Source organism: Microbacterium sp. zg-Y625 (genome assembly GCF_030246925.1).
GTDB classification, from domain to species: domain Bacteria; phylum Actinomycetota; class Actinomycetes; order Actinomycetales; family Microbacteriaceae; genus Microbacterium; species Microbacterium jiangjiandongii.
In genome coordinates, this window is record NZ_CP126740.1 from 2553208 (window position 1) to 2576472 (window position 23265).

Consider the following 23265-nt stretch of genomic DNA (forward strand, 5'->3'; position numbering starts at 1 on the left):
CCCTAGACTGCGGCCATGTCGGCCACTCCCCCGCACGGCACGGCGCCGCCGACACCCCACCGGGACGATCCCCTGACCGACGCCATGGCGCGCACCGACCTCGCGCGACGCCGCGGCCGCTGGGCGGCCGCCTTCGGTTCGGCCGCTCTGGCGCTCGGCATGGGCGGGTTCTTCTTCGGGGCGCCGTCCTCGCCCGAGCGCGAGCACATGGCCGGAGGCGCCGCGATCGCTCTGGCGTGGGGTGCTCTCGGGATCATCGGGGTCGCTCTCGGAGCCCTGGCTGTGCTCTTCGCGCTGGGGGCGCTGTCGACCGGCGGCATCCGCATCCGATGGGCGACCGCGACCCGGTGGGCGCTCGTCGGGGCGGCGGCACTGATCGCGCTGCTGTTGGCGAGCCCCATCCTCCTGACGCTGGCGGTGCCGCTGGCCGTCGTCTTCGCTCTGGTCGCGCCGCCCGGCAGCGCGGATCCCCCGGCGTCGCTTCGCACCCGGGCGCTGTGGGGGTCGACGTTCGCCGTCGCCGCGCTCGCCTTGGTCGCGCTGACCGTCGCCCACGTCACGGTGTGGAACCCGCTCGCCCGGGTGCCGGGGATGGGCGTCGAACGGATCTACGCCGAGATGATCGCGGCGAATCAGTTGTCGCTGCGCATCGACCCCATCCTCGTCGCCTGGGCCGCCCTGTGGGTGTTCGTCGCCCTCGGAGTGGTCGTGGCAAGCCTGGTTCCCGCCATCGGCGACAGGCTCACCGCGCGTCGACTCGTCGTGGCCGGCTGCGCGCTGCTCGGCCTCATCGGCACCACCGGCTGGATCGCGGGCTTCAACATCGGCATGGCGCTGGCCGACACGTTCCTGACGTCGGGAGCGGATGCTGCGCCCGTCGGACCCGCGCTGAGGCTGGTCGGCCAGGTCTTCCTGGTGGCCGCGCTCATCATCGGGCTCGCACCCTCGCGTGCGACCGCCCCGCGCCCCGCGCCCGTCGGCTGAGCCGGCGCTCCCGCGGCCGGGCGCCGCACGGCATCCACTCGCCTGTCGCGAATCGTCGCCGCCGGCCGCCGGACGGCGCACGGCATCCACTCGCCTGTCGCAAATGGTCGCCTACGGCCGCCACGCGGCGCACGGCATCCACTCGCCTGTCGCAAATCGTCGCCTCCGGCCGCCGGAAGCGACCATTCGCGACAGGGGAACGCGGGATGGCGGGAGGGGAACGCGGGATGGCGGGAAGGGCGCGCGCGGGCGGCGCGCGCGGCGGGCGGGCGCGGCGGGCGGGGAGGGCCGGCGGCTACTCGCCGCGTGAGACCGTGATCATCTCCTCGCGGGGGACGACCTTGATGCGGGGGCGCCCCTGCGCGGCGCCGAGCGCCACCTCGTACTCGTCGAGGCGGTGCCAGCCCTCGAGGTCGGTCCAGCGCACTCCGCGCGAGGCGAGCAGCTCGGTGATCGCCTCTTCGGACGGGTCCTCGGGCGTCCACCACGAGCCCTGGTCGTTGATGATGTGGCCGACCGTCTCCATGGCATCCGACTTGGTGTGCCCGATGAGGCCCACCGGTCCGCGCTTGATCCAGCCCGTCGCGTACACGCCGGGGACCCGCTCGTTGGAGTCCTTGTGGATCACCTGGCCCTCCTGGTTCGGGATCACACCGTGCCGCTTGTCGAACGGCACGCCCGGCAGGGGCGAGCCGAAGTACCCGACCGCGCGGTACAGCGCCTGTACGGGCACTTCGCGCAGTTCACCGGTGCCCTCGACGCCGCCCTGGCCGTCGGGCTGCGTGCGCTCGTAGACGAAGGAGCTCACGCGGCCGAACACGTCCTTCTTCACCTCGACCGGCTTGGCCCAGAAGTGGAAGTGCAGGCGGCGCGATGCCTCGCCGCCGGCGTTGTTCACCGACGGGCGCTTGCGCCACGACTGCAGCACCCGGTCGATCACCATGACCTGCTTGTTGCTGGCGACGGCGGTCTTGGATGCCTCGTCGTAGTCGAAGTCCTCGTCGTAGACGACCATGTCGACGTCGCGCAGCTCACCGAGCTCGCGCAGCTCGAGGGGGGTGAACTTCACCTGCGCGGGGCCGCGCCGACCGAACACGTGCACGTCGGTGACGGGCGACGCCTTCAGCCCCTCGTAGACGTTCTGCGGGATCTCGGTCGGCAGCAGGTCGTCGGCGTGCTTCACGAGCATGCGGCTGATGTCGAGCGCGACGTTGCCGTTGCCGATGACGGCGATCGACTCCGCCTCGAGCGGCCAGGTGCGCGGCACGTCGGGGTGCCCGTCGAACCAGCTGACGAAGTCCGCCGCACCGTACGAGCCCTCGGCGTCGATGCCGGGGATGTCGAGAGACGTGTCGCGGATGGCGCCGGTGGCGAAGATGACCGCGTTGTAGTGCCGCTTGAGGTCGTCGAGCGTGATGTCCTCGCCGAAGCGCACGTTGCCGAACAGGCGGATGTCGCCGCGGTCGAGCACTTCGCGCAGCGCGTTGATGATGCCCTTGATGCGCGGGTGATCGGGCGCGACGCCGTAGCGGACCAGGCCGTAGGGCGCGGGAAGCTGCTCGAACAGGTCGATCGACACGTCGAAACGACGCTCGGCTTTGAGGAGGAGGTCGGCGGCGTAGATACCTGCCGGCCCGGCGCCGACGATCGCGAGTCGCAGCTTGGTCATGGGTGGTGGTCCTTTCGTGGTCGGCGCCGCCGCGCTCTTGCGAGCCGGTTCGGCGCCGGTCAGCTGGATCGGTCGGCGACGGCGCGCGCGAAGCGGGTGAGCGCTTCGCGGACGGCGCCGTCGGGAAGAGGCTCGAGGGCCGCGATCGCCGCGTCCGACCATTCCCCGGCGAGAGCCTGGGTGGCGGCGGTCGCCTCGTGATCGCGCAGTCGCGCGAGCGGTTCGTCGAGGATCGCCGGGTCGGCGCCGTCGGCGATGAGCGCGACCCCTTCGTCGATCTCCGCGCGAAGGGCGACGGATGCGGCATCCGTCCGCTGTCCCAGCAGCAGATACGGCATGGTGGGCACACCGGCGCGCAGGTCGGTGCCGGGGACCTTGCCGGTCTCCCCGGGGTCGGCGGACAGGTCGATGACGTCGTCCAGCAGCTGGAACGCGACGCCCGCCTTCTCGCCGAAAGCGACCATGGGCTGCTCGAACTCACGCGGTCCGTTGCCGAAGATGACGCCGGCTTGCGCGGATGCCGCGATGAGCGAGCCGGTCTTGTCGGCGAGCACCTGCAGGTAGAAGGCGACGGGATCGTCGGAGCGCTGGGGACCGACCGTCTCGTGCATCTGGCCGAGAACGAGGCGCTCGAAGGTGTCGGCCTGCAGATGGATCGCCTGCTCGCCGAGCCGCGCCATGATCTGGCTGGCCCGCGAGAAGAGCAGGTCGCCGGTGAGGATGGCGACGTTGTTGCCCCACACCGCGTGGGCGCTCGGCACGCCGCGGCGCACATCCGCGCCGTCCATGACGTCGTCGTGGTAGAGCGAGCCGAGGTGGGTGAGCTCGAGGGCGGTGGCCGCCGCGATGACCTCGTCGGTGGCGCCGTCGCCCAGCTGCGCGGTCAGCAGCGCCAGCATCGGGCGTACCCGCTTGCCGCCTGCCTCGTAGAGGTAGCGGGCGGTGGCGTCGGCCAGGGCGTCTGTGGTCTTCAGCTCGGCGGCCATGTTGGCCTCGACGCGGTCGAGACCGTCTTCGATCCGCGCGATGAGCTTGCGCGCGCGGGCACCGGCGAACACCCGCTCGGTCAGGCCGAGGCGGCTCGCCAGGCGGGTACCCGGCGTGGGAGGGCTCGCAGTCACGCTCTCCAGCCTACCGGGGTCGCGCTGGCGCAAGCTGACTGCTCAGCTACCGGTCAGCGGCTTGCGAGCGCGGTGCAAGGCGACGATGCCGAAGGTCAGGTCCCGATAGGCGACGTCGGCCCACCCTGCCTCGCGCATCCAGGCACTGAGCGTCGGCTGGTCGGGCCAGTCGCGGATCGATTCGTTGAGGTAGTCGTACGCCGCCGCGTTGGAGCTGACCGCGCGCGCGATCACCGGCAGCACCCGGTCGTTGTAGAAGCGGTACAGGCCCGCGAACGCCGGCGAGCGGGGGTGCGAGAACTCGCAGATGACGAGCCGCCCACCGGGCGCCGTGACCCGCAGCATCTCGGCCAGCGCCTTCTTGGGGTCGTTGACGTTGCGCAGGCCGAACGAGATGGTGACCGCGTCGAACGCGTCGTCTTCGAAGGGCAGAGCCGTGGCATCCGCCTCGACGAACGACAGGTTGGGCACGCCGCCGTGCCGGCGGCGCCCCTCGGCGATCATGCCGGGCGAGAAGTCGGCGGCGACCACCTCGGCGCCGCTCGCGGCGAGCGCCACCGAGCTCGCTCCGGTGCCGGCGGCGAGGTCGAGGATGCGCTGGCCCGGACGCGGCGCGATCGCGCGGGTGGTGGCGACGCGCCAGAGACGGTCGTTGCCGAGGCTCAGCACGGTGTTGGTGCGGTCGTAGGCGGGAGCCACCTCGTCGAACATCCCGCTCACACGCGAGGGGTCTTTGCCGAGGTCGGCGCGAAGGGGTTCCGAGGTCACCCCTCGATCCTACGGCGCGGCGCCGTCGAGCTCGCTGAACTCCGCCAGCCGCGCAAGCCAGCGGTCGGCCGTCGCGTCGTCGAAGGGCGCCTGGCCGGCGCGCACACGGGCCTCGAGGTCCACGGCGACCTGTTCCAGCCGGTCGACGAGCTCGAGGGGATAGCCGTAGCGCACCCGGTGCTCGTCCCACTCGTCGCGGTCCTCGATGTAGACCTCGGCGCCGACGCGCTCGACGACATCCAGGTCCATGTCGATCCCGACCGGCGCCCCGTCCTCCCAGGTGACGTCCCACGCGATGTCGATGTAGATGCGGGTGCGATGCGGCGGGGAGTTGCGCGTGAGCACCCAGTCGCCGTCCGGCGGGATCAGCGTGACGTCGGGGTACTCGGTGACGATGTCCCGGCCCGGCCGCACGCTGCGGTCGCCCACGCGCTGCCCCACCCAGTCCCCCCACTCGTCGCTGCCGAGGTAGACGCACTCGTGCACCCAGTGCGTGCCGCCGTCCCACTTGCGCCAGCGGAACAGCAGCGGCGTACCGGGGGCAGGGCGGACGGATGCCGCGGAGGTCGCGTTCATCTGGCGAGTCTAGGCTTGAGGGGTGACTTTGACTCCTCCGCGCCTCGTCGTCCAGACGCGGGAGATAGACCACGTCGAGGACCTGCTTCCGTTCACTTCCCCTTCGCACCCGACCGCGTGGATCCGCCGCGGCGACGGCATGGTGGGTTACGGCACGGCGTTCGCCTTCACTCGCACCGGAACCGAGGCGTATGCCTCGCTCGCCGAGGGATGGAAGCAGCTGTCCGCCGCCGCAGAGGTCGACGACCCGCTGGGCCTGCCGGGCACCGGCCTCGTCGCCTTCGGTGCGCTCGCGTTCGATGCCCGCTCGCAGCGTGACAGCGTGCTGAACGTTCCCCGCGTCGTCGTGGGTCGTCGCGGCGGCCGGTCGTGGGTCACCACCATCACGCGCTCCCACGTCGGTGAGAGCGACGGGGCCGACGCCCGGGCCGAGGCCCGGGCCGAGGCGGGCATGGAGCCCGTCGAGACGCCCTACGGGCCGCACTGGTCGGGCACGCTCGGCCCCGGCGAGCAGTCCCCGGCCGGATACATGGCCGCCGTGCAGGCCGGTCTCGACGCCATCGCCGCGGGCGAGGTCGGCAAGGTCGTGCTGGCCCGGGACCTCCGCGGCAGCGTGCCCGTGGGATCAGACCTGCGCCGGCTCGCGCGCGCGCTGGCATCCGACTACCCCGACACGTGGGTGTTCGCCGTCGACGGCCTCATCGGCGCGAGCCCCGAGACGCTCGTCACCGTGCACGGCGGCACCGTGACGGCACGCGTGCTCGCCGGCACCACGCCGCGCGGCGCGGACGCCGATGCCGACACCGCCGCGTCGTCGGCCCTCGCCACGAGCTCCAAGGACACCGACGAGCACGAGTTCGCCGTGCAGAGCGTGCTCGCCTCGCTCCGCCCCCACACCCGCGCCCTCGTGGCGAGCGATGCGCCGTTCACGCTGAAGCTCCCCAACGTCTGGCACCTGGCCACCGACGTGGAGGGGGAACTGCACGGGGCGGCATCCGCCCTCGATCTCGTGAGCGCGTTGCACCCCACCGCAGCGGTCGCAGGCACCCCGACGGATGCCGCCGTCGAGCTCATCCACCGCATCGAGCCGTTCGACCGGGGTCGCTACGCCGGCCCGGTCGGGTGGATCGACGCCCACGGCGACGGGGAATGGGCCATCGCGCTGCGCTGCGCCCAGTTCGACGCCGCGGAAAGGCCGGGCGAGCCGATCGCCGCGACCGCCTACGCCGGGGCCGGCATCGTCTCAGGCAGCGACCCCGAGACGGAGCTCATCGAGACGCGCGTGAAGTTCCGCCCGATCGTCGACGCGCTGGCCTGACGCGCGCACCCGCGCGCACCCGCGCGCACCCTCCCCGTGCTCTCCCGTCGCGGATGACGGTTTCCCGCCCGCACAAGCAACAGAACGCGACAGGCGAACGCGGGCGGCGGGACCGCGACACGCGACGCGCGAGCCCCCGGCTCAGGTCGCCGCGAGGCGCTTCTTCTCCGCCTCGACGTCGAAGGTGGCCGGCGGCCACTGCGGGTCGAGGCGCTCCAGGGTCGCCAGCAGCAGGTGCTGCACCGCGAGGCGTGCGTACCACTTGCGACCGGCGGGGACGACGTACCAGGGGGCGACGTCGGTGGAGGTCCGGTCGAACACGGTCTGGTAGGCATCCATGTACTGCGGCCAGAGGAGCCGTTCGTCGATGTCGCCGGGGTTGTACTTCCAGTACTTCTCGGGCCGCTCCAGGCGCTGCATCAGCCGCTCCTTCTGCTCGGCCGGCGAGATGTGCAGCATCACCTTCACGATGGAGGTGCCCTCGTCCGTGATGCGCCTCTCGAAGTCGTTGATGGCCCCGTACCGGCGCTCGATCTCCTCCGGCGGTGCGAGCTCGCGCACCCGTCCGATCAGCACGTCCTCGTAATGCGAGCGGTCGAAGACGCCGATGTAACCGGGGTGGGGGACGTTCTTCTCGATGCGCCAGAGGAAGTCGTGCGCGAGTTCATCCTTGGTGGGCTTCTTGAACGCCTTCAGATGGATGCCCTGAGGGTCGGTCGCACCGATCACGTGACGCACGATGCCGCCCTTTCCGGCGGTGTCCATCGCCTGCAGGACCAGCAGCACCGACGGCTTGGAGTGGTCCTCCCGGCTCTGGGCGTAGAGCCGCTCCTGCAGTTCGTCGAACTCGTGCGCCCCGACGACGAGATCCTCGGCGGCCTTGGCCTTGTCCTTCCCGTACCCCGGCGTCGCACGGGTGTCGACGTCAGCGAGGCGGAACCCCTCCCGCACCCGCAGCGCCTCGACCAGGTCGACGTTGACGTTGGACTGACGTATCGCGGTCATGCAGTCATCATGGCGGATGCCGAGCTCCTCGGCACCTGCTTCTGTCGCTCAGCGCGGCAGCGGTACCTCGATGAGCTGGCGTCCGCCGACCGGCGCGGTGAGAACCTGATCGAGCGCGGCGCGCGTGGTCACCCGCTGGTACTCCCAGCCGTAGGCGGTGGCCAGCTGCTCCAGCCGGGCGGTCTGCGGCGTGTAGAGCACGCGCTCCATCGCGGCGGGCGGAGCCACGGCCGCGACCTCGAGTCCGTCGAAGATCGTGCCGCCGCCGTCGTTGCCGACGATCACCTGGATGCGCGGCTCGTGCTCCTGCGGGGGGAGCAGCAGCGCGCCCACGTCATGGAGGAACGCGAGATCCCCCAGCAGCAGCCGGGTGACGCCGGGGGCGCCGCCGGCCTGCGATGCCAGGGCGATGCCCATCGCCGTGGCGATCGTGCCGTCGATGCCGGCAAGGCCGCGGTTGGCGTGAACGGGAACCTTCTTGCCCGCCAGCACGGCGTCGGCCACGCGCACGAGGCGAGACGACCCGAACATCAGCCGGTCATGCGGCCACGTCGCCCGCCAGACGGCGTCGACGAGCGCCTCACGATCCAGCGGCGCACGGATCGCCTGCAGCTCCGCGGCGATGGCGCCCAGGCGCTGCGCCGGTTGCGCCGACGCCAGCCCGTCCGCGTCGGGTGCGGCGGGGGCGAGGTCGACCGATGCCGCCCGGGAGGCCAGCATCCACTCGCCCAGCCATTCCCGATCCGCCTTGCCCGGCGCGATGTCGACGTCGCCGACGGCCGTGGTCACGCCGTTGAGGTTCAGCGGCTCCCCCGGCCCGCGGACGGCGATCACCTCGACGTCGGGGCGCGACAGCAGGGCCACGACCTCACGGCTGAGAGTGGGATGCCCGAAGACCACGGCGCGCTGCACGCGTCCGCCGAGCTCGGGGTCGCGCAGCAGCGCACGGTAGCCGTGGACGAGGTTGCGACCGAACCGGGCACCGCTGACGATCTCGGCGACCAGCGGCCACGACGCGCGGTGCGCGAGGTCTTCGGCGCCTGCACCGGCATCCGCTCCGGCCACGACGACCGTGCGGGGTCCCTGGTGCAGCGTCACCGGCTCTTCGTCTCCGCCCGCGGGGAGGTCGGACAGACCGATGCCGCCGCCGCCCTGGTAGAGCGCGCCCGACACCTCGCCTTCATCCTCGGCGGAACGCTCCTCGTCCGCGACCACGTCCGCGCCGGGGCCCGCGTCGCCGGAGCCGGCGTCGTCGGCCGCGCCGGCGTCGGCGGTCGCGGCCGAGCGCAGCAGCCAGTCGGGCAGCGTCCCACCCAGCGGCTCGCGGCAGGGCACGTTCAGGTGCACCGGACCGCTCGGGAGGCTCCCCCAACCGAGACTCGCGCCGTACGCGTCGTCGGCGACCTCGCGCAGCATGGCGGTCTGATCGCCGTCACCGTCGCGGTCGATCTCGTCGGGGACGGGCAGGTCGTACTCGCGCCGCGCGCTCACGGCGAACATGCCGGGCTGGCGGGTGGTCTGATTGGCGCCGACGCCGCGCAGCTCCGGCGGGCGGTCCGCGGTCAGCAGCAGCAAGGGGACGCCCGCGTGGTGGGATTCCAGCGCCGCGGGGAGCAGGTTGGCGGCGGCGGTCCCCGACGTGCAGATGACGGCGGCGGGAACCCCCGACTCACGCGCGAGCCCGAGCGCCGTGAAGCCGGCGACCCGCTCGTCGATGCGCACGTGCAGGCGCACGAGGCCGCGAGCCTCGAGCTCCGCGGCCACCAGGGCAAGGGCCTGGGACCGCGATCCCGGGCTCAGCACGAGGTCGCGCACACCGCGCTCGACCAGCCGGCCCAGCAGCGCCGCCGCGGCATCCGTCGCCGGAGCCTGCTCCGCCGCGGTCATGCGTCCGACGGGCGCGGGGGCTGGGGCGGCTGAGGCGGCTGCGGCGGGTTGTTCCACCGCGGATCGTCGTCATCGGCGTCGAGCGCCTTGAGTTCCTCTTCGATGCGGCGGATGCGCTCGTCCTGGTCGCGGATGTCTCCGATGCGTCCCAGGAACTCGGGGTCGTCGTCCGGCGCCTTCGGGCGCGGGATGTCGGCGCGCTTGGTGCGGCCGACGGCGAACCAGAGGATGCCGCCGAGCACCGGCAGCGCGACGACGATCAGCAGCCACATGGGCTTGCTCACGCCGCGGTGGCGGCGGGGGTCCTGCACGGCACAGTCGACGATGCTGTAGACCCAGAAGACGGCCAACAGCAGCGCAACGATGAGCAGGATACGCGCCACGTCTCCATCCTAGGCGTGCTCACCTGGGCATGCGCCGACCGTGACCGAACCGGAGCCGACACTCAGCGGACCGTAGGATGGAACCGTGAAAGCACGCTCCGCGATCGTCTACTCGGTGCTGCGTCTGCTGGCGTTCCTGGTGCCGCTGGGCATCATGATGCTCTTCCCGATCATGCGGGAGTACTACTGGCTGTCGGCGATCTTCGCGGCCCTCATCGGGCTCAGCCTGTCGCTGCTGTTCCTGCGGGCCCCGCTGGACGAGGTCACATCCGACCTCGCCGCGCGGCGGCAGCGGCGCACGACCGAGCAGCAGGATGCCGACGCGGAGGATGCCGCAGCCGGCACCCTCGGCGACGACGCACCGCTGCGCTGACTCAGGCCGCGCTGACTCAGGCGGCGAACGCCCAGAGCAGCAGCGCCCCGTAGACCAGCGACGTCAGGGACGTCACCCCCAGCGCCACCACGAGCTCGCGCGGCGCGCGGTACGTCCAGACGATGAGGATCGCCGCCGCCGCCGGGATGAGCGCCAGCATCGTCAGCCAGGCGATTGGGAAGAACAGCGCGAGATACGCCGAGATGGCGAACGGCACCAGCAGGAACAGCGTGAACAGCGCCTGGGTGGCCCGCTTGCCGATGCGCACCGTCAGGGTGCGCTTGCCGGCGGCGCGGTCCTGGTCGATGTCCCGCAGATTGTTCGCCAGCAGCACGGCGCAGGCGAGCAGCCCTGCCGCCACCGCGCCGAACCACGCTTCCTGCGGCACCACGCCCACCTGCGCGTAGGCCGTGCCGGCGGTCGCCACCAGACCGAAGAAGACGAAGACGAAGAGCTCGCCCAGTCCCGCATACCCGTAGGGGCGCTTGCCCCCGGTGTAGAACCAGGCAGCGACGATGCATGCGGCGCCGGCGGCCAGCATCCACCACTCCTGGGTGCGGATGACGATGGCCAGGCCTGCGAGCGCGGCGATGGCGAAGAACGCCAGCGCGACCGCGAGCACGGTGCGCGGCCGGGCCTTGCGCGAGGCGGTGAGCCGGGCGGGGCCGACCCGGTGGTCGTCGGTGCCGCGGATGCCGTCGCTGTAGTCGTTCGCGTAATTGACGCCGATCTGCAGCGACACCGCCACCACGAGGCACGCCAGCGCGATGACCCAGTGCAGCTCGCGGTCGACCACGAGGGCGGCGCCGGTGCCGATCAGCACCGGGGAGACCGCCAGCGGCAGGGTGCGCAGCCGCGCGGCGCCGATCCAGTCCCGTGCCGTCGCCCCGGAGGCGACGACCGGTGAGCCGGTGACCTTCGGCTTCTGCGGGTTACCGCGGGGCTTTCGAGCGGATGCCGACGATGAGCGCTTCTTACGGGAGGGTGCTGCCACGAGCAGTCAGTTTAGGCCGCGCCCCTGGCCGCCCGTGCACCGGAGTCAGTGCGTCCCGCCCTGCACGACCGCGCGGCGGATCGCCTCGCGGTCGGGCTTGCCGCTCGGAAGCGTCGTCAGCTCGTCCACCAGCACCAGCCGGGCGGGGCGCGCGTGCGGACCGACCTCCGCGGCCACCGCATCGCGGGCGGACGCGAGGTGATCGGCGTCGGTGCGGCGCAGCACGTCGCCGCGGGCGCAGACGATGACCGATGCCTCCCCCCACCGCTCGTCCGGAACGGCGACGACCACCGCGCCGGCGAGACCGGGGACGCCGCGCACGATCTGCTCGACCCGGTCCAGCGAGATGTTGATGCCGCCGGAGACGATCACGTTGTCCAGGCGCCCGCGCACCGCCAGCACGCCGTCCGTGAGCACCCCGGCGTCGCCGGTGCGGTACCAGCGGGTGCCGTCGGCATCCACCGGGAAGGTCGCAGCGGTGCGCTCGGGGTCGTCGAGGTAGCCGTCCGCGAGCGTCGGTCCGGTGATCTGCACCTCGCCGTCGACGATGCGAAGCGAAACCCCGTCGAGCGGCCGCCCGTCGTAGACGCACCCGCCGCTGGTCTCGGTGGAGCCGTAGGTGCGCACGATCCGTGCCCCGGCCGACTGCGCGCGCTCGAGCACCGCGGCGGGCAGCGCCTGACCGCCCACGAGGATGGCCTCGTACGAGCGCAGTGCCGACGCCACCACGGTGTCGTGCTCCGCGCCATCCAGCAGCTTCTGCAGCTGCGCCGGAACCAGCGACGTGAAGGTCGGCACCCGCTCGCCGTTGCGGGTGGAGGTCATCATGAGCGAGGCCGCGGCGAAGGCCTGCGGCGTGAACGCCCCCGACAGCACGGCCGGTTCACGGTCCGAGACGATGGCCCGCACGAGCACCTGCAGCCCCGCGACGTACGACGCCGGCAGGGCCAGCAGCCACGAGCCCTCGCCCACCCGGGCGGCGGTGGCCATCGCACTCGCGGTCAGCGCACCGCGGCTGAGGACGACGGACTTCGGCACGCCGGTGGAGCCGGACGTGGTGACGACGACCGCGGTGCCGGCGGGGACGGCGCGCGGGGCGGGCTCGACCATGCCGAGACCCAGCGCGGGACCTGCGCCGTGGATGGCGGCCCGCAGCGCCCGCATCACGTCGCGCGGGTCGGCGCCGTCCACCGCCTGCAGTTCCACCGTCGCCTCAGTAGTGCCAGGGGTACGGCGACCAGTCGGGGTCGCGCTTCTCGAGGAAGGAGTCGCGCCCCTCGACCGCCTCGTCGGTGCCGTAGGCGAGACGGGTCGCCTCGCCGGCGAACACCTGCTGGCCCACCAGCCCGTCGTCCACCGCGTTGAACGCGAACTTCAGCATGCGGATGGCGGTGGGCGACTTCGTGAGGATCGTTCGCGCCATCGCGATCGCCTCGCGCTCGAGGTCGGCGTGCGGGACGACCCGGTTCACCGCCCCCATCTCGTACGCACGGTCGGCGGAGTACTCCTCGGCGAGGAAGAAGACCTCGCGCGCGATCTTCTGTCCCACCTGGCGCGCCATGTACGCCGAGCCGTACCCCGCGTCGAACGAGCCCACGTCGGCATCCGTCTGCTTGAACCGGCCGTGCTCGCGGGAGGCGATCGACAGGTCGCAGACCACATGCAGCGAGTGCCCGCCGCCGGCAGCCCACCCGGGGATCACGGCGATGACGACCTTCGGCATGAACCGGATGAGCCGCTGCACCTCGAGGATGTGCAGGCGGCCCGAGCGCGCCGGGTCGGGGACCTGAGCCTCGTCGCCCTCGTACTTGTAGCCGTCGCGGCCGCGGATGCGCTGGTCGCCGCCGGAGCAGAACGCCCACCCGCCGTCCTTGCCGCTCGGCCCGTTGCCGGTGAGCAGCACCACGCCGATGCGGGAATCCTGCCGCGCGATGTCCAATGCCCGGTACAGCTCGTCGACGGTGTGCGGCCGGAAGGCGTTGCGCACCTCGGGCCGGTCGAACGCGATGCGCGCGATGCGCCCGTCGGTGGAGACGTGCGCGGTGATGTCGGTGTAGGCATCGGCGCCGGGGGCGGCCACCCACTCGGCAGGGTCGAAGAGGTCGGAAACCATGGCTCCAGCCTATTCCCGGGCGCCGGGGGCGTCCGGGCGGTCAGGCGTTCTTGCCGTCGCGCCAGCGCAGCCACCGCTCGATGAGCGCGTAGTCCCAGTCCGGCCCCTGGAAGCCGAGCGTGTACAGGCGCACGCCGCTGTCGTAGAGGGCGTCGGCGGAGTCCTCGTCGCGACCCTTCAGCTCGTTGGAGATGATGAGGCCACTGGTCGGGCGCTCTTCGACGTCGGCCCACTTCTCGATCACCGAGAGCTTGTGCGGCAGTTCGTCGGGTGCCACGAAGCTGTGCCAGATGTCGGCGTGGCGGGCGACCAGGCGCAGCGTCTTCTGCTCGCCCTTGCCGCCGATCATCACGGGGATGCGCCGAGTGGGCGCCGGGTTCAGCTTCGCCCACCGCTTCTCGATGCGCGCGAGCCCCTGCTCGAGATCGCGCAGACGCGAGCCGGGCGTGCCGAACTCATAGCCGTACTCGTCGTAGTCCCGCTCGAACCAGCCGGCGCCGGTGCCGAAGATGAAGCGGCCGGTGCCGCCCTTGGCCGAGATGTGGTCGATCGTGCGGGCCATGTCGGCTTGCAGGTCCGGGTTGCGGTAGCTGTTGCAGTTCACCAGCGCCCCGAACTCGACGCGCTCGGTCTGCTCCGCCCACGCGGCGAGCATGGTCCACGACTCGAAGTGCAGGCCATCGGGGTCGCCCGAGAGCGGGAAGAAGTGGTCCCAGTTGAACAGCACGTCCACACCCATCTCCTCCAGCCGCATGACGACGTCGCGGAAGGCGGGGTACGGGGCGTGCTGGGGCTGCACCTGAATGCCGAGCCGCACGGGAGTGTCGAGAAGAGGCATGCGGCTCAGCTTAGGACGGGTGGATGCCGCGGGGGTCGGCATCCACCCCGGTCGTCCTCAGCGCGCGCCGGAAGGCGGCGAAAGCGCTCCACCCCGTGATTGCGAGCGTGCCGACCACGACCAGCAGGGTGATCACCCGCTGGGCATCACCGTCGATGTCGAGGTAGGCCACGAAGGCCGGATCGAACAGTCGACCGGTCACCGCGAGCCCCACGACGGGAGCAGCCCAGGCCAGCGCGAGTACCGCGACCGCCGTCGCGCTTCCTACTCCCCACAGGCCCGTCGCCCGCGCCCGCAGGGTGACGACGGCCCCGACGAGGACCAGCAGGATGCCGACGATCAGGCTCCCCGGCCACAGCGCGGCATCGAGCACCGACAGGTGTCCGGCATCGTCGATGGACCACGGGACGGTGACCGCCACGAGCCCCACGATCGCGAAGACGACGGCGACGAGGTGAAGGGCCATCTCGACCGGGCTCAGCCGGGTGCCGGCATCCATCTCTCCGCCCGGCAGCTGGTCGACGGTCCACGCTCCGACGGGCTCACCCGTCCGCTCCAGCGCGGTGTAGACGATCGTCATGCCGGTGAAGATCACTGCCCCGACGCTGAGCGTGATGCCGATGGTCGGCCCGATGATCCCCCACGGCGACCTGTCCGCCAGGACCAGGGCCACGACGACACCGAACGCCACCGGGGGCAGCGCGCTCCACAGCACGATCCGCAGGATGCGGCGCCACGTCGGGTACCAGCGCGGGCCGATGAGATACAGCGGCCGGTCGGCGTATCCGGCGGCGAGCACGGCGGGGTCCCCCAGGCCGTTCAGCACGGCGACCTCGGCCGCCGCCGGCTCCTCCCCCTGTGCCACGCGGCCGTCGATCTGGTCGCGTATCGACGCGCGCAGCTCGGCGGCGTAGTCGACGCGCTCGGCGGGCCGTACCGCCGCGGTCGCGGCCGCAACGTAGCGGCCGGTGTAGTCGTCGCCTCTGATCGATCGCATGTCCGTGCCTTTCTGGCCAGTCGCGCGCCTCAGCGCGCGCGTCGCGCCTTCAGTGCGGCGTCGATGATGTCCCACGCGGCCACACCGACGATGACGATTCCCAGCGCGGCCGCCGAGATCGACGCGGCCTGCTCCGACAGGGCAGGGAAGCCGCCGGGGAAGAACGCCGGATTGACCAGCATTCCGTTGATAAGCAGGACGAGCGCGGGAACCGCGACCGCCAGCGCGACCACCGCGTTCGCGACGACGAACGGCCACGTCCACCGCCCGCGTACGTACACGGCGATGGCCAAGGCCGCCTCCGCGGCGAGCAGCACGAGCAGCGCCGCGATCCCCCAGGGCCACAGCCGAGGGTCGAGCATCGGCATCCACTGATCCTGCAGGTACACCACTCCCCTGACCTGGTCCCAGATCACCGCGCCCGCGGCGATGGCGACGAAGACGAGCGAGGCGACGAGGTCGCCCAGACCCTGTCCGGCGGGGCGGACCTCGCGCAGCTGGTCGACGGTCCAGGCAGTGAACGGCGTGCTCTTGCCGCCGAGCGCGCGGTCGGCGATGGCGAAGGCGAGGGTCACCCAGAACGCCACGTGAATGCCGACGGACAGAGTGCCGCCGATGACGCTGCCGATGACCGCCCCGATCATCTTGGCGGGGTCGCCGCCGGCCACCACCGCGCCGATGGCGAAGCCGACCGCGGCCAACGGCAACACGATCCACAGCAGCAGCTTCAGTACCCGGAGCCAGTCCAGGTACAGGCGCGGTCCGATCAGGTACAGCGGGCGGTCGGTGTACCCGGCGGCGAGCTTCTCGGGGTCGCCGAGCTCGCTCAGCACGGCTCGCTCAGCATCGGCGGGAGCCTGACCCGATGCCGCACGGGCATCGACCTGGTCCTCGATCGAGGCGCGCAGTTCGGCGGCCAGATCGGGGCGCTGCTTCTCCGGGACGGAGCGCGTCGCTGCGTCGACGTAACGATCGGTGAAGGTGGACTGCACGGTCATGTCATTTCTCCTCGGGGAGGCCCGCGATCGCCTCGGCGATCGCGGTGAAGTCATCGGTGAGGGCACGGGCCAGGCGCTGCCCGGCTTCGCTCGTGCGGTAGAACTTGCGGGGCCGGGCCTCGTCGGTGTTCCACTCGCTCGTGAGGTGTCCCTGCTTCTCCAGGCGGCGCAGCAGGGGGTACAGGGTGTTGGCGTCGGTGTCGAAGCCGCGCCGGCTGAGCTCCTCGAGCAGCCCGTAGCCGTAACCCGGCTCCTGAAGCAGCCGCAGGCACGCCAGCACCGTCGTGCCGCGCCGCAGTTCCTGCAGGTGCGTGTCGAGGGCTTCGGTCTCGCTCATGGATCACACTGTACTGTGCGACGCACACTATCGTCAATGGCACATTGATGGTCAGCATCGTGGCGCGCGGCGGTGCAGCGGGGCGCACGCGCGCCAACTCCTCGAGAAACGCGCACGGGGGCGCCCATTCGGCCCCTGCGGGCACCCGACACCCGCTTTTTGAGGAGTTCGGGCCGGCCACCCGACACGCCGGCGCCGGGTATGCACGGCGCGGGACCCGGGCGGCCCGCGCTCGGGCGGGCCAGGATGGAGCTGTGCCCTCGCTCCCTCCGCTCGACGAAGTGATCCGCGACGCCGTCGTCGTCGCCCTCCCCCTCTCCACCCGGTTCCGCGGCGTGGACACGCGCGAGGCGATGCTGCTGCGCGGCCCCGCGGGCTGGACGGAGTTCTCCCCCTTCCCCGAGTACGACGACGCCGAGGCCTCCGCCTGGCTGGCCGGCGCGATCGACTTCGGCTGGAACGAGGCCCCGCAGCCGGTGCGCGACCGCGTGCCGGTCAACGCCACCGTCCCCGCCGTCGGCGCTGACCGCGTCGCCGAGGTGCTGGCGCGCTTCGACGGATGCCGCACGGCCAAGGTGAAGGTGGCCGAGCGAGGCCAGGTCCTCGCCGACGACGTCGCACGGGTCCGCGCGGTGCGCAGGGCGATGGGCCCGGAGGGGCGCGTCCGCATCGACGCCAACGGCGCCTGGAACGTCGACGAGGCCGAGCACGCCCTGCACGCCCTCGCCGAGTTCGACCTCGAGTACGTCGAGCAGCCCTGTGCGAGCATCGCGGAGCTCGCGGAGCTGCGCTCGCGCATCCGATACATGGACATCCCGGTCGCCGCGGACGAAAGCGTCCGCAAGGCCGCCGACCCGCTGGCCGTAGCCCGCGCGGGCGCCGCGGACATCCTCGTGGTGAAGGCTCAGCCCCTGGGAGGCGTCCACCGCGCGCTGCAGCTGGTCGCCGAGGCGGGGCTTCCCGCCGTCGTCTCGAGTGCCCTGGACACCTCGATCGGCCTGTCGATGGGGGTGGCCCTGGCCGCCGCCCTGCCGACCCTGGACTTCGACTGCGGACTGGGCACGTCGGCGCTCTTCATGGGCGACATCACCACTCCCCCGCTCGCACCCCAAGCCGGGTCGCTCCCTGTGGGGCGCGTGCATCCGGATGCCGCGGCGCTGGCCGCCCACGAGGCGCCGGCAGACCGCCGGGCATGGTGGCTCGAACGGGTCGCCCGCTGCTACGGCGTGCTGGATTCCGTCAGCTGACGGGCGGATCCACCAGCGCCGCGGCCAGCCGCTCGGCGCGCGCGTTGAGCAGCACCCCAGCCTGCTCCTCGCTCAGGCCCTGCAGCGCGGCGCGGACCGTGGTGTCGTCGGCGATCCCGACGAACAGCCGCGCCACCTCGTCCGCGGGCAGGCGCAGACGAAAGCCGTAGGCGTCGACGAGACGAGAGACGATCTGCGAGATCCGCGCGATCATGCCGTCCTGCCAGGCGAGATACGCCTCCGCCATCTGCGGATCTCGCAGCGCCTGCGCACGGATCTCACTGCCGAGCGCGGGGTCGATGCCGGGAGCCACCGACAGCCCGACCAGGCGGCGCAGTAGATCGGCCGGGTCGGTCGAGACGCTGTCGGCGTCGATCCCCCGCACGCGCGCCTCGGCTTCCTCGATCTTCGCCTCCGCGATCCGCGCGATCAGGGCGAGGAACAGCTCGCCCTTCGAGGCGAAGTTGGAGTAGAACGCGCCGCGGGTGAAGCCGGCGCGCTCGCACACCGTCTCGACGGATGCGGCATCCAGCCCCACCTCCGCGAACACTTCCAGCGCGGCGTCGAGCAGGCGGCCGCGGGTGTTCTCGCGACTGCGCGTGAGAGTGCGCGGGTCTGCCATGGTGCCACCTTCACATGATTCACCCAGGCCGGCGGTGCCGGCGCGAAATACGATACACCTACGTATCCGATACAGTACTGTATCCAAACCGACGACTGCCGAACGAAGGACGCCGTGTCCACTCTCCTGTTCTCCCTGGGCCGCTGGTCGTACCGCCACCCCTGGCGCGTGCTCGTCTCCTGGGTGCTGCTGCTCAGCCTCGCGGGAGGAGGCGCCCTGGCCTTCATGAAGGGCACGGACAACGCCTTCTCGATCCCGGGCACGGAAGCGCAGGAAGGCATCCAGCTGCTGGAGCGCACCTTCCCGCAGGCGAGCGGAACCAGCGCTCAGATCGTCATCGTCGCCGATGACGGCGACGTCGTGACGGAGGAGCCCTACACCGGGGCCATCGCCGACACCGTCACGGCATTCGGTGACCTCGACGGAGTGCTGGCGGTCACCGACCCGTTCGACGATATGGTCTCGGGGCTCGTCTCCGACGACGAGCGGGCCGCGATCGTCCGCCTGCAGTTCGACGGGCAGGCCATCGACGTCAGCGAGGAGACGACCCAGGCGCTTCGCGACATCTCGGCCGACGTCCGTGACGAGCTTCCCGCCGGCGCCCAGGTGGCGCTGGGCGGCGACCTGTTCGGCACGTCCATCCCGACACTGTCGATCATCGAGGCCGTCGGCGTGCTCATCGCGCTGTTCGTCCTCATCGTGACGTTCCGCTCGATCGCGGTGGCGTGGTTCCCGCTGGTGAGCGCGCTCATCGGGGTGGGTCTCGCGATCGCGCTCATCTACGCGGCGACGGCGTTCACCCTGATCTCGTCGACCGCCCCCATGCTCGCGATCATGCTCGGGCTCGCGGTCGGCATCGACTACGCCCTCTTCATCGTCGCGCGACATCAGGACCAGGTGCGTGCCGGGGTCGAGCCCGAGGAGTCCGCCGCCCGCGCCACCGGCACCGCCGGCTCGGCCGTGGTCTTCGCCGGAATGACGGTGCTGATCGCGCTCATCGGGCTGGCGTTCGCGGGCATCCCGTTCCTGACCGTCATGGGCATCGCCGCCGCCGCTGCGGTCGCCATCGCGGTGGCGGTCGCCGTGACACTCACCCCCGCGCTCCTCGGGTTCTCCCAGGGACGCGTCGTCGGGTGGCCCCGCCGGGCACGCCGCACCGCCAAGCCCGAAGGGCCGGATGCCACGGACTCGGCACCCCGCCCGGCTCGCCGTGGCTTCGCGCAGCGGTGGGTGACCCTCGTCACGCGCCACCCGGTCGTGACGACCGTCGCGGTCGTGGTGGGCCTCGGGGTCGTCGCGGTTCCCGCGGCATCCCTCAGCCTCGCGCTTCCGAACGCCGGGGTGCAGCCGCCCTCGAGCGAGGCACGACAGGCGTACGACCTGAGCGCCGAGCACTTCGGTCCCGGCAGCAACGGGCCCCTCATCATGACCGGCACGATCGTCACCTCGACCGATCCGCTCACGCTGATGACCGACATCGGCGACGAGATCGCCGAGATGCCCGGCGTCGCCGAGGTGGCCCTGGCCACACCGAACGAGACCGCGGACACCGGGCTGGTGCAGATCGTCCCCGAAACCGCACCCGACGACCCCGCCACCGCCGACCTGGTGCGGGAGCTCCGCGCCCAGCACGACCGGCTGCTCGACGAGTACGGCGTGGATCTCAAGGTCACCGGCTTCACCGCGGTGGGCATCGACATCTCCGATCGCCTCGGCGCGGCGCTGGTGCCCTTCGGGCTCTTCGTCGTCGGGCTGTCGCTCATCCTGCTCACGATCGTCTTCCGCTCGATCTGGGTGCCGGTGACCGCCGCCGCCGGATACCTGCTGTCGGTGGCCGCCTCGTTCGGTGTGGTCGCGGCGGTGTTCGAGTGGGGCTGGTTCGCGGATCTGCTGCACGTCGCACGCACCGGCCCCGTCATCAGCTTCATGCCGATCATCCTCATGGGGGTGCTCTTCGGGCTCGCCATGGACTACCAGGTCTTCCTCGTCTCGCGCATGCGCGAGGACTACGTGCACACCCGCCGCGACCGCGCCGGACGCGCCGAGCGCCACACCGCCGTCGGCGCGGTGCGCTCCGGCTTCACCGCCTCGGCCCGCGTCGTGACCGCGGCCGCGGTCATCATGTTCGCCGTCTTCGCCGCGTTCGTGCCCGAGGGCGACTCCTCCATCAAGCCCATCGCACTGGGCCTTGCCGCCGGCATCGCGGTCGACGCGTTCCTCGTGCGCATGACGCTCGTGCCGGCCGTCATGGCCCTGCTGGGAGAGAAGGCCTGGTGGATGCCGCGGTGGCTCGAGCGCCGCCTGCCGCACTTCGACATCGAGGGCGAGGCGGTCGAGCGCGAGCTCAGCACCGCGCACTGGCCGGAACGGCCCGCGGCCGTCGCCGGCGAGGGCGTGACACTGACGGCCGACGCGGGTCGCCGCGGCGAGATCACCCTGTTCCGGGACTGCACCTTCCGGGTCGACGACGGCGGCACCCTGCTCGTCGACGGTGAGCGGCGCGCCGCGCGCGCCTTCGCGCTCATGGTCGCCGGCCGCATCACCCCCGACGACGGGCTGCTGCGCGTGGCCGGTCACCTGCTGCCGGGACGCGCAGCCTGGGTGCGGTCGCACGTCTCCGTCGCACTCCTCGACGCCGGCGACGACCCGGTGAGGGCCCTCCAGGAGGCCCTCTCGGGCTCCCCGCGCCTCATCGTCCTCGACGGCCTCGACGCCCTCCCCTCCGAACACCGCGACGAAGCCGCGCGGCTGCTGCGCGCGGCCGCCGAGAGCCTGCGCGAACGCTCCGGCGATCCTCGTGCCGCGCTCACGGTCGTCGCCTCCGGGCACGCCGACGGCGGCGCGCGCGCGGTGCTCGCCGCGGCCGGGCGGCCCGAGCCCACCCTCCTGATGCTGAGCGACCGACCGGCATCCCCCACACCCGACGCGGATGCCGCGTCTGACCGAATCGCGGAAAGCAAGGCCCTCGCATGACCCTCCTCCTCGAGCGCGCGCGCTCGCGCCGCCCCGTCACGTGGCTCACCCTGATCGGCGTGCTGCTGCTCCCGGTGCTCATCGGCGGCGTGCTCGTCGCCGCGCTGTACAACCCGTCCGAACGGCTCGACGCCATGAACGTCGCCGTCGTCAACGACGACGAGCCCGTCACGATCGACGGCCAGATGGTGCCGCTGGGCCGGCAGTTGACGGCGGGCCTCGTCGAAGGCTCCGACGATCTGCCGAGCAACCTCACCTGGACGATCTCCAACGACGACGATGCCCGTGACGGGCTGGCCGACGGTGGCTACGACGCCATCGTGACGATCCCGGAGGGCTTCTCCGCCGCCGCGACATCGACCGCTCCCGGCAGCACCCCGGAGCAGGCCACCATCGTCGTGGAGACCGCGCCCGACAGCCTCGTCGTGGATGAGGCCATCACCGCGCAGGTCACGCAGGCAGCCGCGGCCCTGCTCGGCAGCGAGCTCTCGCAGGTCTACCTCGAGAACGTCTTCCTCGGATTCACCACGCTCGGCGACCAGCTGGGCACGGCGGCAGACGGTGCCGCCGAGCTCGGCGACGGGGCACGCACCATCGGCGACGGGGTGACCAGCCTCGCCGACGGCGTGCGGGCCCTCGGCACCGGCGCCGGAGCCATCGCCGACGGCGCCCGGGAGCTCTCTTCGGGCGCGGGCGCCCTCGCCGACGGCGCGACGCAGGCCGCCAACGGGCTGGACTCGCTCGCCGGTGGCGCGACGACCCTCGCCGACGGGCAGCGGCAGCTGGCCGGCGCGATCGGGGCGATCGCGGCGCAGATCCCCTCGGACATGCCCCAGATGCCGCAGGAACTCACCGACGCCATCGCGGGGGTCGCTGCCAACAGCACGGCGATCAACCAGCAGCTGACGACGTCGGCCCAGCAGCTGGCGGACCTGGCCGCCGCGTGCGACCCGGCCTCCACCGCGGAGCTGTGCACGCAGCTCGACGCCGCTGCCGAGCGCGCCCAGCAGGTGCTGCCCACCGCCGCGACCCTCGTGGGTCAGGCCGGCGCGATCGGCTCGGCGCTGGAGGGCATGGGGCAGCTGCCCGCCCTCGGCGCGGGCCTGACCGAGATCGCCGCCCAGTCCAACCAGATCGCCGACGGGGTGGACGGGCTCGCCGGGGGCGCACAGGAGGCGGCAGGCGGCGTCCGTGAGCTCGCCGGCGGTGCCGGAGCCCTCGCGTCGGGCGCCTCGCAGCTCGCGACCGGTGCCGATCAGCTGACGTCCGGGGCGACGGATGCCGCCACCGGGGCGGATGCCCTCGCCGACGGGGTCGGCGAGCTGGCCGGTGGAGCGGACACCCTGTCGAACGGCCTCACCACCGCAACCGAGGCGCTCCCGTCGTACACCGACCAGGAGGCCGCCGACCTCGCATCGGTCGTGGCCGACCCGGTGGCCGCCGAAGGGCTGGGCACGAATCTGTTCGGGGCCTCCGCCGTTCCCCTCCTCGTGACGATCGCGCTGTGGTTCGGCGGGCTCGGATCGTTCGTGGCACTGCGGGCGGTCTCGGGCCGTGCCCTCACCTCGCGTCGGCCGTCGGCGCTGCTCGCGCTGCGCTCGCTTGCGCCGGCGGCGGCGATCGGCGCCCTCCAGGGTCTGCTGGTGGCCGGGGTGGTGCAGCTGGCCGCAGCCTACGACGGCGGCACGTGGTCGCTGTTCGCCCTGCTGTGCATGCTCGCCGGTGTCGCGTTCGCCGCGGTGAACCAGGCGCTGGTCGCGGTGCTCGGCGGCGCCGGCCGCTGGGTGGCCGCGCTCGTCGGCGTGCTGGCGGTCGCCACCGGCGTCGTGTCGACCGTGCCCGGCGCGCTCGCCTCGGTCGCGGGTCTCATGCCCACGACCCCCGCCTACCAGGCCATGCTCGGCGTGCTCACCGACGCCGGCGGCGTCGCAGCGGGCGCTGCGGCACTCGTGATCTGGGGGTTGCTGGCCTTCGTGGCATCGACGCTGGCGGTCGCCCGCCGCCGGTCGACGTCCGCCAAGGCCGTGCTGGGGGCCGCTGCCGTGTAACGCCGTGGCGCCGC

Annotated in this window: 21 protein-coding genes; 6 read left to right on the forward strand and 15 right to left on the reverse strand. The window is 72.3% G+C overall.

Going from position 1 to position 23265, the window contains the following annotated elements:
• Nucleotides 1–15: 15 nt before the first annotated feature.
• Nucleotides 16–984, forward strand: a complete 969-nt coding sequence (locus QNO14_RS11900) for a hypothetical protein (protein WP_257505484.1) — start codon at nt 16–18, stop codon at nt 982–984.
• A gap of 295 nt (nt 985–1279) precedes the next feature.
• Here QNO14_RS11900 and QNO14_RS11905 read toward each other — a convergent pair whose 3' ends face one another.
• From QNO14_RS11905 to QNO14_RS11920, 4 genes are read right to left on the reverse strand one after another with little or no spacing between them, the layout of a single operon-like run.
• Nucleotides 1280–2653, reverse strand: coding sequence for an FAD-dependent oxidoreductase (locus QNO14_RS11905; protein ID WP_257494095.1), 1374 nt, complete (start codon nt 2651–2653; stop codon nt 1280–1282).
• A gap of 59 nt (nt 2654–2712) precedes the next feature.
• Nucleotides 2713–3774 (reverse strand): polyprenyl synthetase family protein, encoded by a 1062-nt coding sequence (locus tag QNO14_RS11910; RefSeq protein WP_257494094.1) that lies wholly within the window; start codon nt 3772–3774, stop codon nt 2713–2715.
• A gap of 42 nt (nt 3775–3816) precedes the next feature.
• Nucleotides 3817–4542 carry a demethylmenaquinone methyltransferase gene (locus QNO14_RS11915; RefSeq protein ID WP_257505485.1) on the reverse strand — a complete coding sequence of 242 codons (726 nt, stop codon included), beginning with the start codon at nt 4540–4542 and terminating at the stop codon, nt 3817–3819.
• A gap of 9 nt (nt 4543–4551) precedes the next feature.
• Nucleotides 4552–5118, reverse strand: a complete 567-nt coding sequence (locus tag QNO14_RS11920) for a DUF402 domain-containing protein (RefSeq protein ID WP_257505486.1) — start codon at nt 5116–5118, stop codon at nt 4552–4554.
• 28 nt (nt 5119–5146) lie between these two features.
• On the opposite strand from QNO14_RS11920, the gene QNO14_RS11925 reads away from it, so the two are divergent.
• A complete protein-coding gene (locus QNO14_RS11925; RefSeq protein ID WP_306814716.1) occupies nt 5147–6436 on the forward strand; it encodes an isochorismate synthase in 1290 nt (429 codons plus the stop codon).
• 141 nt (nt 6437–6577) lie between these two features.
• Here QNO14_RS11925 and QNO14_RS11930 read toward each other — a convergent pair whose 3' ends face one another.
• From QNO14_RS11930 to QNO14_RS11940, 3 genes are read right to left on the reverse strand one after another with little or no spacing between them, the layout of a single operon-like run.
• Nucleotides 6578–7441 carry a PPK2 family polyphosphate kinase gene (locus tag QNO14_RS11930; protein WP_257494090.1) on the reverse strand — a complete coding sequence of 288 codons (864 nt, stop codon included), beginning with the start codon at nt 7439–7441 and terminating at the stop codon, nt 6578–6580.
• 48 nt (nt 7442–7489) lie between these two features.
• Complete coding sequence (locus QNO14_RS11935) at nt 7490–9328, reverse strand: thiamine pyrophosphate-binding protein (protein ID WP_257505488.1); 1839 nt, start codon at nt 9326–9328, stop codon at nt 7490–7492.
• Nucleotides 9325–9711, reverse strand: coding sequence for a PLD nuclease N-terminal domain-containing protein (locus tag QNO14_RS11940; RefSeq protein ID WP_257494087.1), 387 nt, complete (start codon nt 9709–9711; stop codon nt 9325–9327). The genes QNO14_RS11935 and QNO14_RS11940 overlap by 4 nt, the downstream gene beginning before the upstream one ends.
• Before the next feature lie 85 nt (nt 9712–9796).
• On the opposite strand from QNO14_RS11940, the gene QNO14_RS11945 reads away from it, so the two are divergent.
• Nucleotides 9797–10084: a DUF4229 domain-containing protein gene (locus QNO14_RS11945; RefSeq protein ID WP_257494086.1), complete on the forward strand. Its 288-nt coding sequence runs from the start codon at nt 9797–9799 to the stop codon at nt 10082–10084.
• 16 nt (nt 10085–10100) lie between these two features.
• Here the strand turns inward: QNO14_RS11945 and QNO14_RS11950 are convergent, their stop codons facing one another.
• From QNO14_RS11950 to QNO14_RS11980, 7 genes are read right to left on the reverse strand one after another with little or no spacing between them, the layout of a single operon-like run.
• Entirely contained in the window at nt 10101–11078 is a 978-nt protein-coding gene (locus QNO14_RS11950) for a 1,4-dihydroxy-2-naphthoate polyprenyltransferase (RefSeq protein ID WP_257505489.1), read from the reverse strand.
• A 45-nt stretch (nt 11079–11123) separates the two neighbouring features.
• Nucleotides 11124–12284 carry an AMP-binding protein gene (locus QNO14_RS11955; RefSeq protein ID WP_257505490.1) on the reverse strand — a complete coding sequence of 387 codons (1161 nt, stop codon included), beginning with the start codon at nt 12282–12284 and terminating at the stop codon, nt 11124–11126.
• 7 nt (nt 12285–12291) lie between these two features.
• Nucleotides 12292–13191 (reverse strand): 1,4-dihydroxy-2-naphthoyl-CoA synthase, encoded by a 900-nt coding sequence (locus tag QNO14_RS11960; RefSeq protein ID WP_257505491.1) that lies wholly within the window; start codon nt 13189–13191, stop codon nt 12292–12294.
• 40 nt (nt 13192–13231) lie between these two features.
• Nucleotides 13232–14029 carry an LLM class F420-dependent oxidoreductase gene (locus tag QNO14_RS11965; protein ID WP_257505492.1) on the reverse strand — a complete coding sequence of 266 codons (798 nt, stop codon included), beginning with the start codon at nt 14027–14029 and terminating at the stop codon, nt 13232–13234.
• 10 nt (nt 14030–14039) lie between these two features.
• Nucleotides 14040–15026, reverse strand: coding sequence for a hypothetical protein (locus tag QNO14_RS11970; RefSeq protein WP_257505493.1), 987 nt, complete (start codon nt 15024–15026; stop codon nt 14040–14042).
• 29 nt (nt 15027–15055) lie between these two features.
• A complete protein-coding gene (locus tag QNO14_RS11975) occupies nt 15056–16024 on the reverse strand; it encodes a permease prefix domain 1-containing protein (protein ID WP_257505494.1) in 969 nt (322 codons plus the stop codon).
• A 1-nt stretch (nt 16025) separates the two neighbouring features.
• On the reverse strand, nt 16026–16361 hold the full coding sequence (locus tag QNO14_RS11980) for a PadR family transcriptional regulator (RefSeq protein WP_257494079.1): 336 nt from the start codon (nt 16359–16361) through the stop codon (nt 16026–16028).
• Between the two features lie 254 nt (nt 16362–16615).
• Between QNO14_RS11980 and QNO14_RS11985 the strand changes: the two genes are divergently transcribed.
• On the forward strand, nt 16616–17608 hold the full coding sequence (locus QNO14_RS11985; RefSeq protein WP_257505495.1) for an o-succinylbenzoate synthase: 993 nt from the start codon (nt 16616–16618) through the stop codon (nt 17606–17608).
• Here QNO14_RS11985 and QNO14_RS11990 read toward each other — a convergent pair.
• Nucleotides 17601–18230, reverse strand: a complete 630-nt coding sequence (locus QNO14_RS11990) for a TetR/AcrR family transcriptional regulator (protein ID WP_257505496.1) — start codon at nt 18228–18230, stop codon at nt 17601–17603. The genes QNO14_RS11985 and QNO14_RS11990 overlap by 8 nt on opposite strands.
• Before the next feature lie 114 nt (nt 18231–18344).
• Between QNO14_RS11990 and QNO14_RS11995 the strand changes: the two genes are divergently transcribed.
• Nucleotides 18345–21203 carry an MMPL family transporter gene (locus QNO14_RS11995; protein WP_257505497.1) on the forward strand — a complete coding sequence of 953 codons (2859 nt, stop codon included), beginning with the start codon at nt 18345–18347 and terminating at the stop codon, nt 21201–21203.
• Nucleotides 21200–23251 (forward strand): YhgE/Pip domain-containing protein, encoded by a 2052-nt coding sequence (locus QNO14_RS12000; RefSeq protein ID WP_257505498.1) that lies wholly within the window; start codon nt 21200–21202, stop codon nt 23249–23251. Before QNO14_RS11995 ends, QNO14_RS12000 begins: the two co-directional genes overlap by 4 nt.
• Nucleotides 23252–23265 lie beyond the last annotated feature (14 nt).

What these genes read in the sequence shown, in the direction of transcription:
- QNO14_RS11900 (WP_257505484.1), top strand. Translation starts at nt 16, where the DNA reads ATGTCGGCCACTCCCCCGCACGGCACGGCGCCGCCGACACCCCACCGG.
- QNO14_RS11905 (WP_257494095.1), bottom strand. Translation starts at nt 2,653, where the DNA reads ATGACCAAGCTGCGACTCGCGATCGTCGGCGCCGGGCCGGCAGGTATC.
- QNO14_RS11920 (WP_257505486.1), bottom strand. Translation starts at nt 5,118, where the DNA reads ATGAACGCGACCTCCGCGGCATCCGTCCGCCCTGCCCCCGGTACGCCG.
- QNO14_RS11930 (WP_257494090.1), bottom strand. Translation starts at nt 7,441, where the DNA reads ATGACCGCGATACGTCAGTCCAACGTCAACGTCGACCTGGTCGAGGCG.
- QNO14_RS11935 (WP_257505488.1), bottom strand. Translation starts at nt 9,328, where the DNA reads ATGACCGCGGCGGAGCAGGCTCCGGCGACGGATGCCGCGGCGGCGCTG.
- QNO14_RS11960 (WP_257505491.1), bottom strand. Translation starts at nt 13,191, where the DNA reads ATGGTTTCCGACCTCTTCGACCCTGCCGAGTGGGTGGCCGCCCCCGGC.
- QNO14_RS11965 (WP_257505492.1), bottom strand. Translation starts at nt 14,029, where the DNA reads ATGCCTCTTCTCGACACTCCCGTGCGGCTCGGCATTCAGGTGCAGCCC.
- QNO14_RS11970 (WP_257505493.1), bottom strand. Translation starts at nt 15,026, where the DNA reads ATGCGATCGATCAGAGGCGACGACTACACCGGCCGCTACGTTGCGGCC.
- QNO14_RS11975 (WP_257505494.1), bottom strand. Translation starts at nt 16,024, where the DNA reads ATGACCGTGCAGTCCACCTTCACCGATCGTTACGTCGACGCAGCGACG.
- QNO14_RS11980 (WP_257494079.1), bottom strand. Translation starts at nt 16,361, where the DNA reads ATGAGCGAGACCGAAGCCCTCGACACGCACCTGCAGGAACTGCGGCGC.
- QNO14_RS11990 (WP_257505496.1), bottom strand. Translation starts at nt 18,230, where the DNA reads ATGGCAGACCCGCGCACTCTCACGCGCAGTCGCGAGAACACCCGCGGC.
- QNO14_RS12000 (WP_257505498.1), top strand. Translation starts at nt 21,200, where the DNA reads ATGACCCTCCTCCTCGAGCGCGCGCGCTCGCGCCGCCCCGTCACGTGG.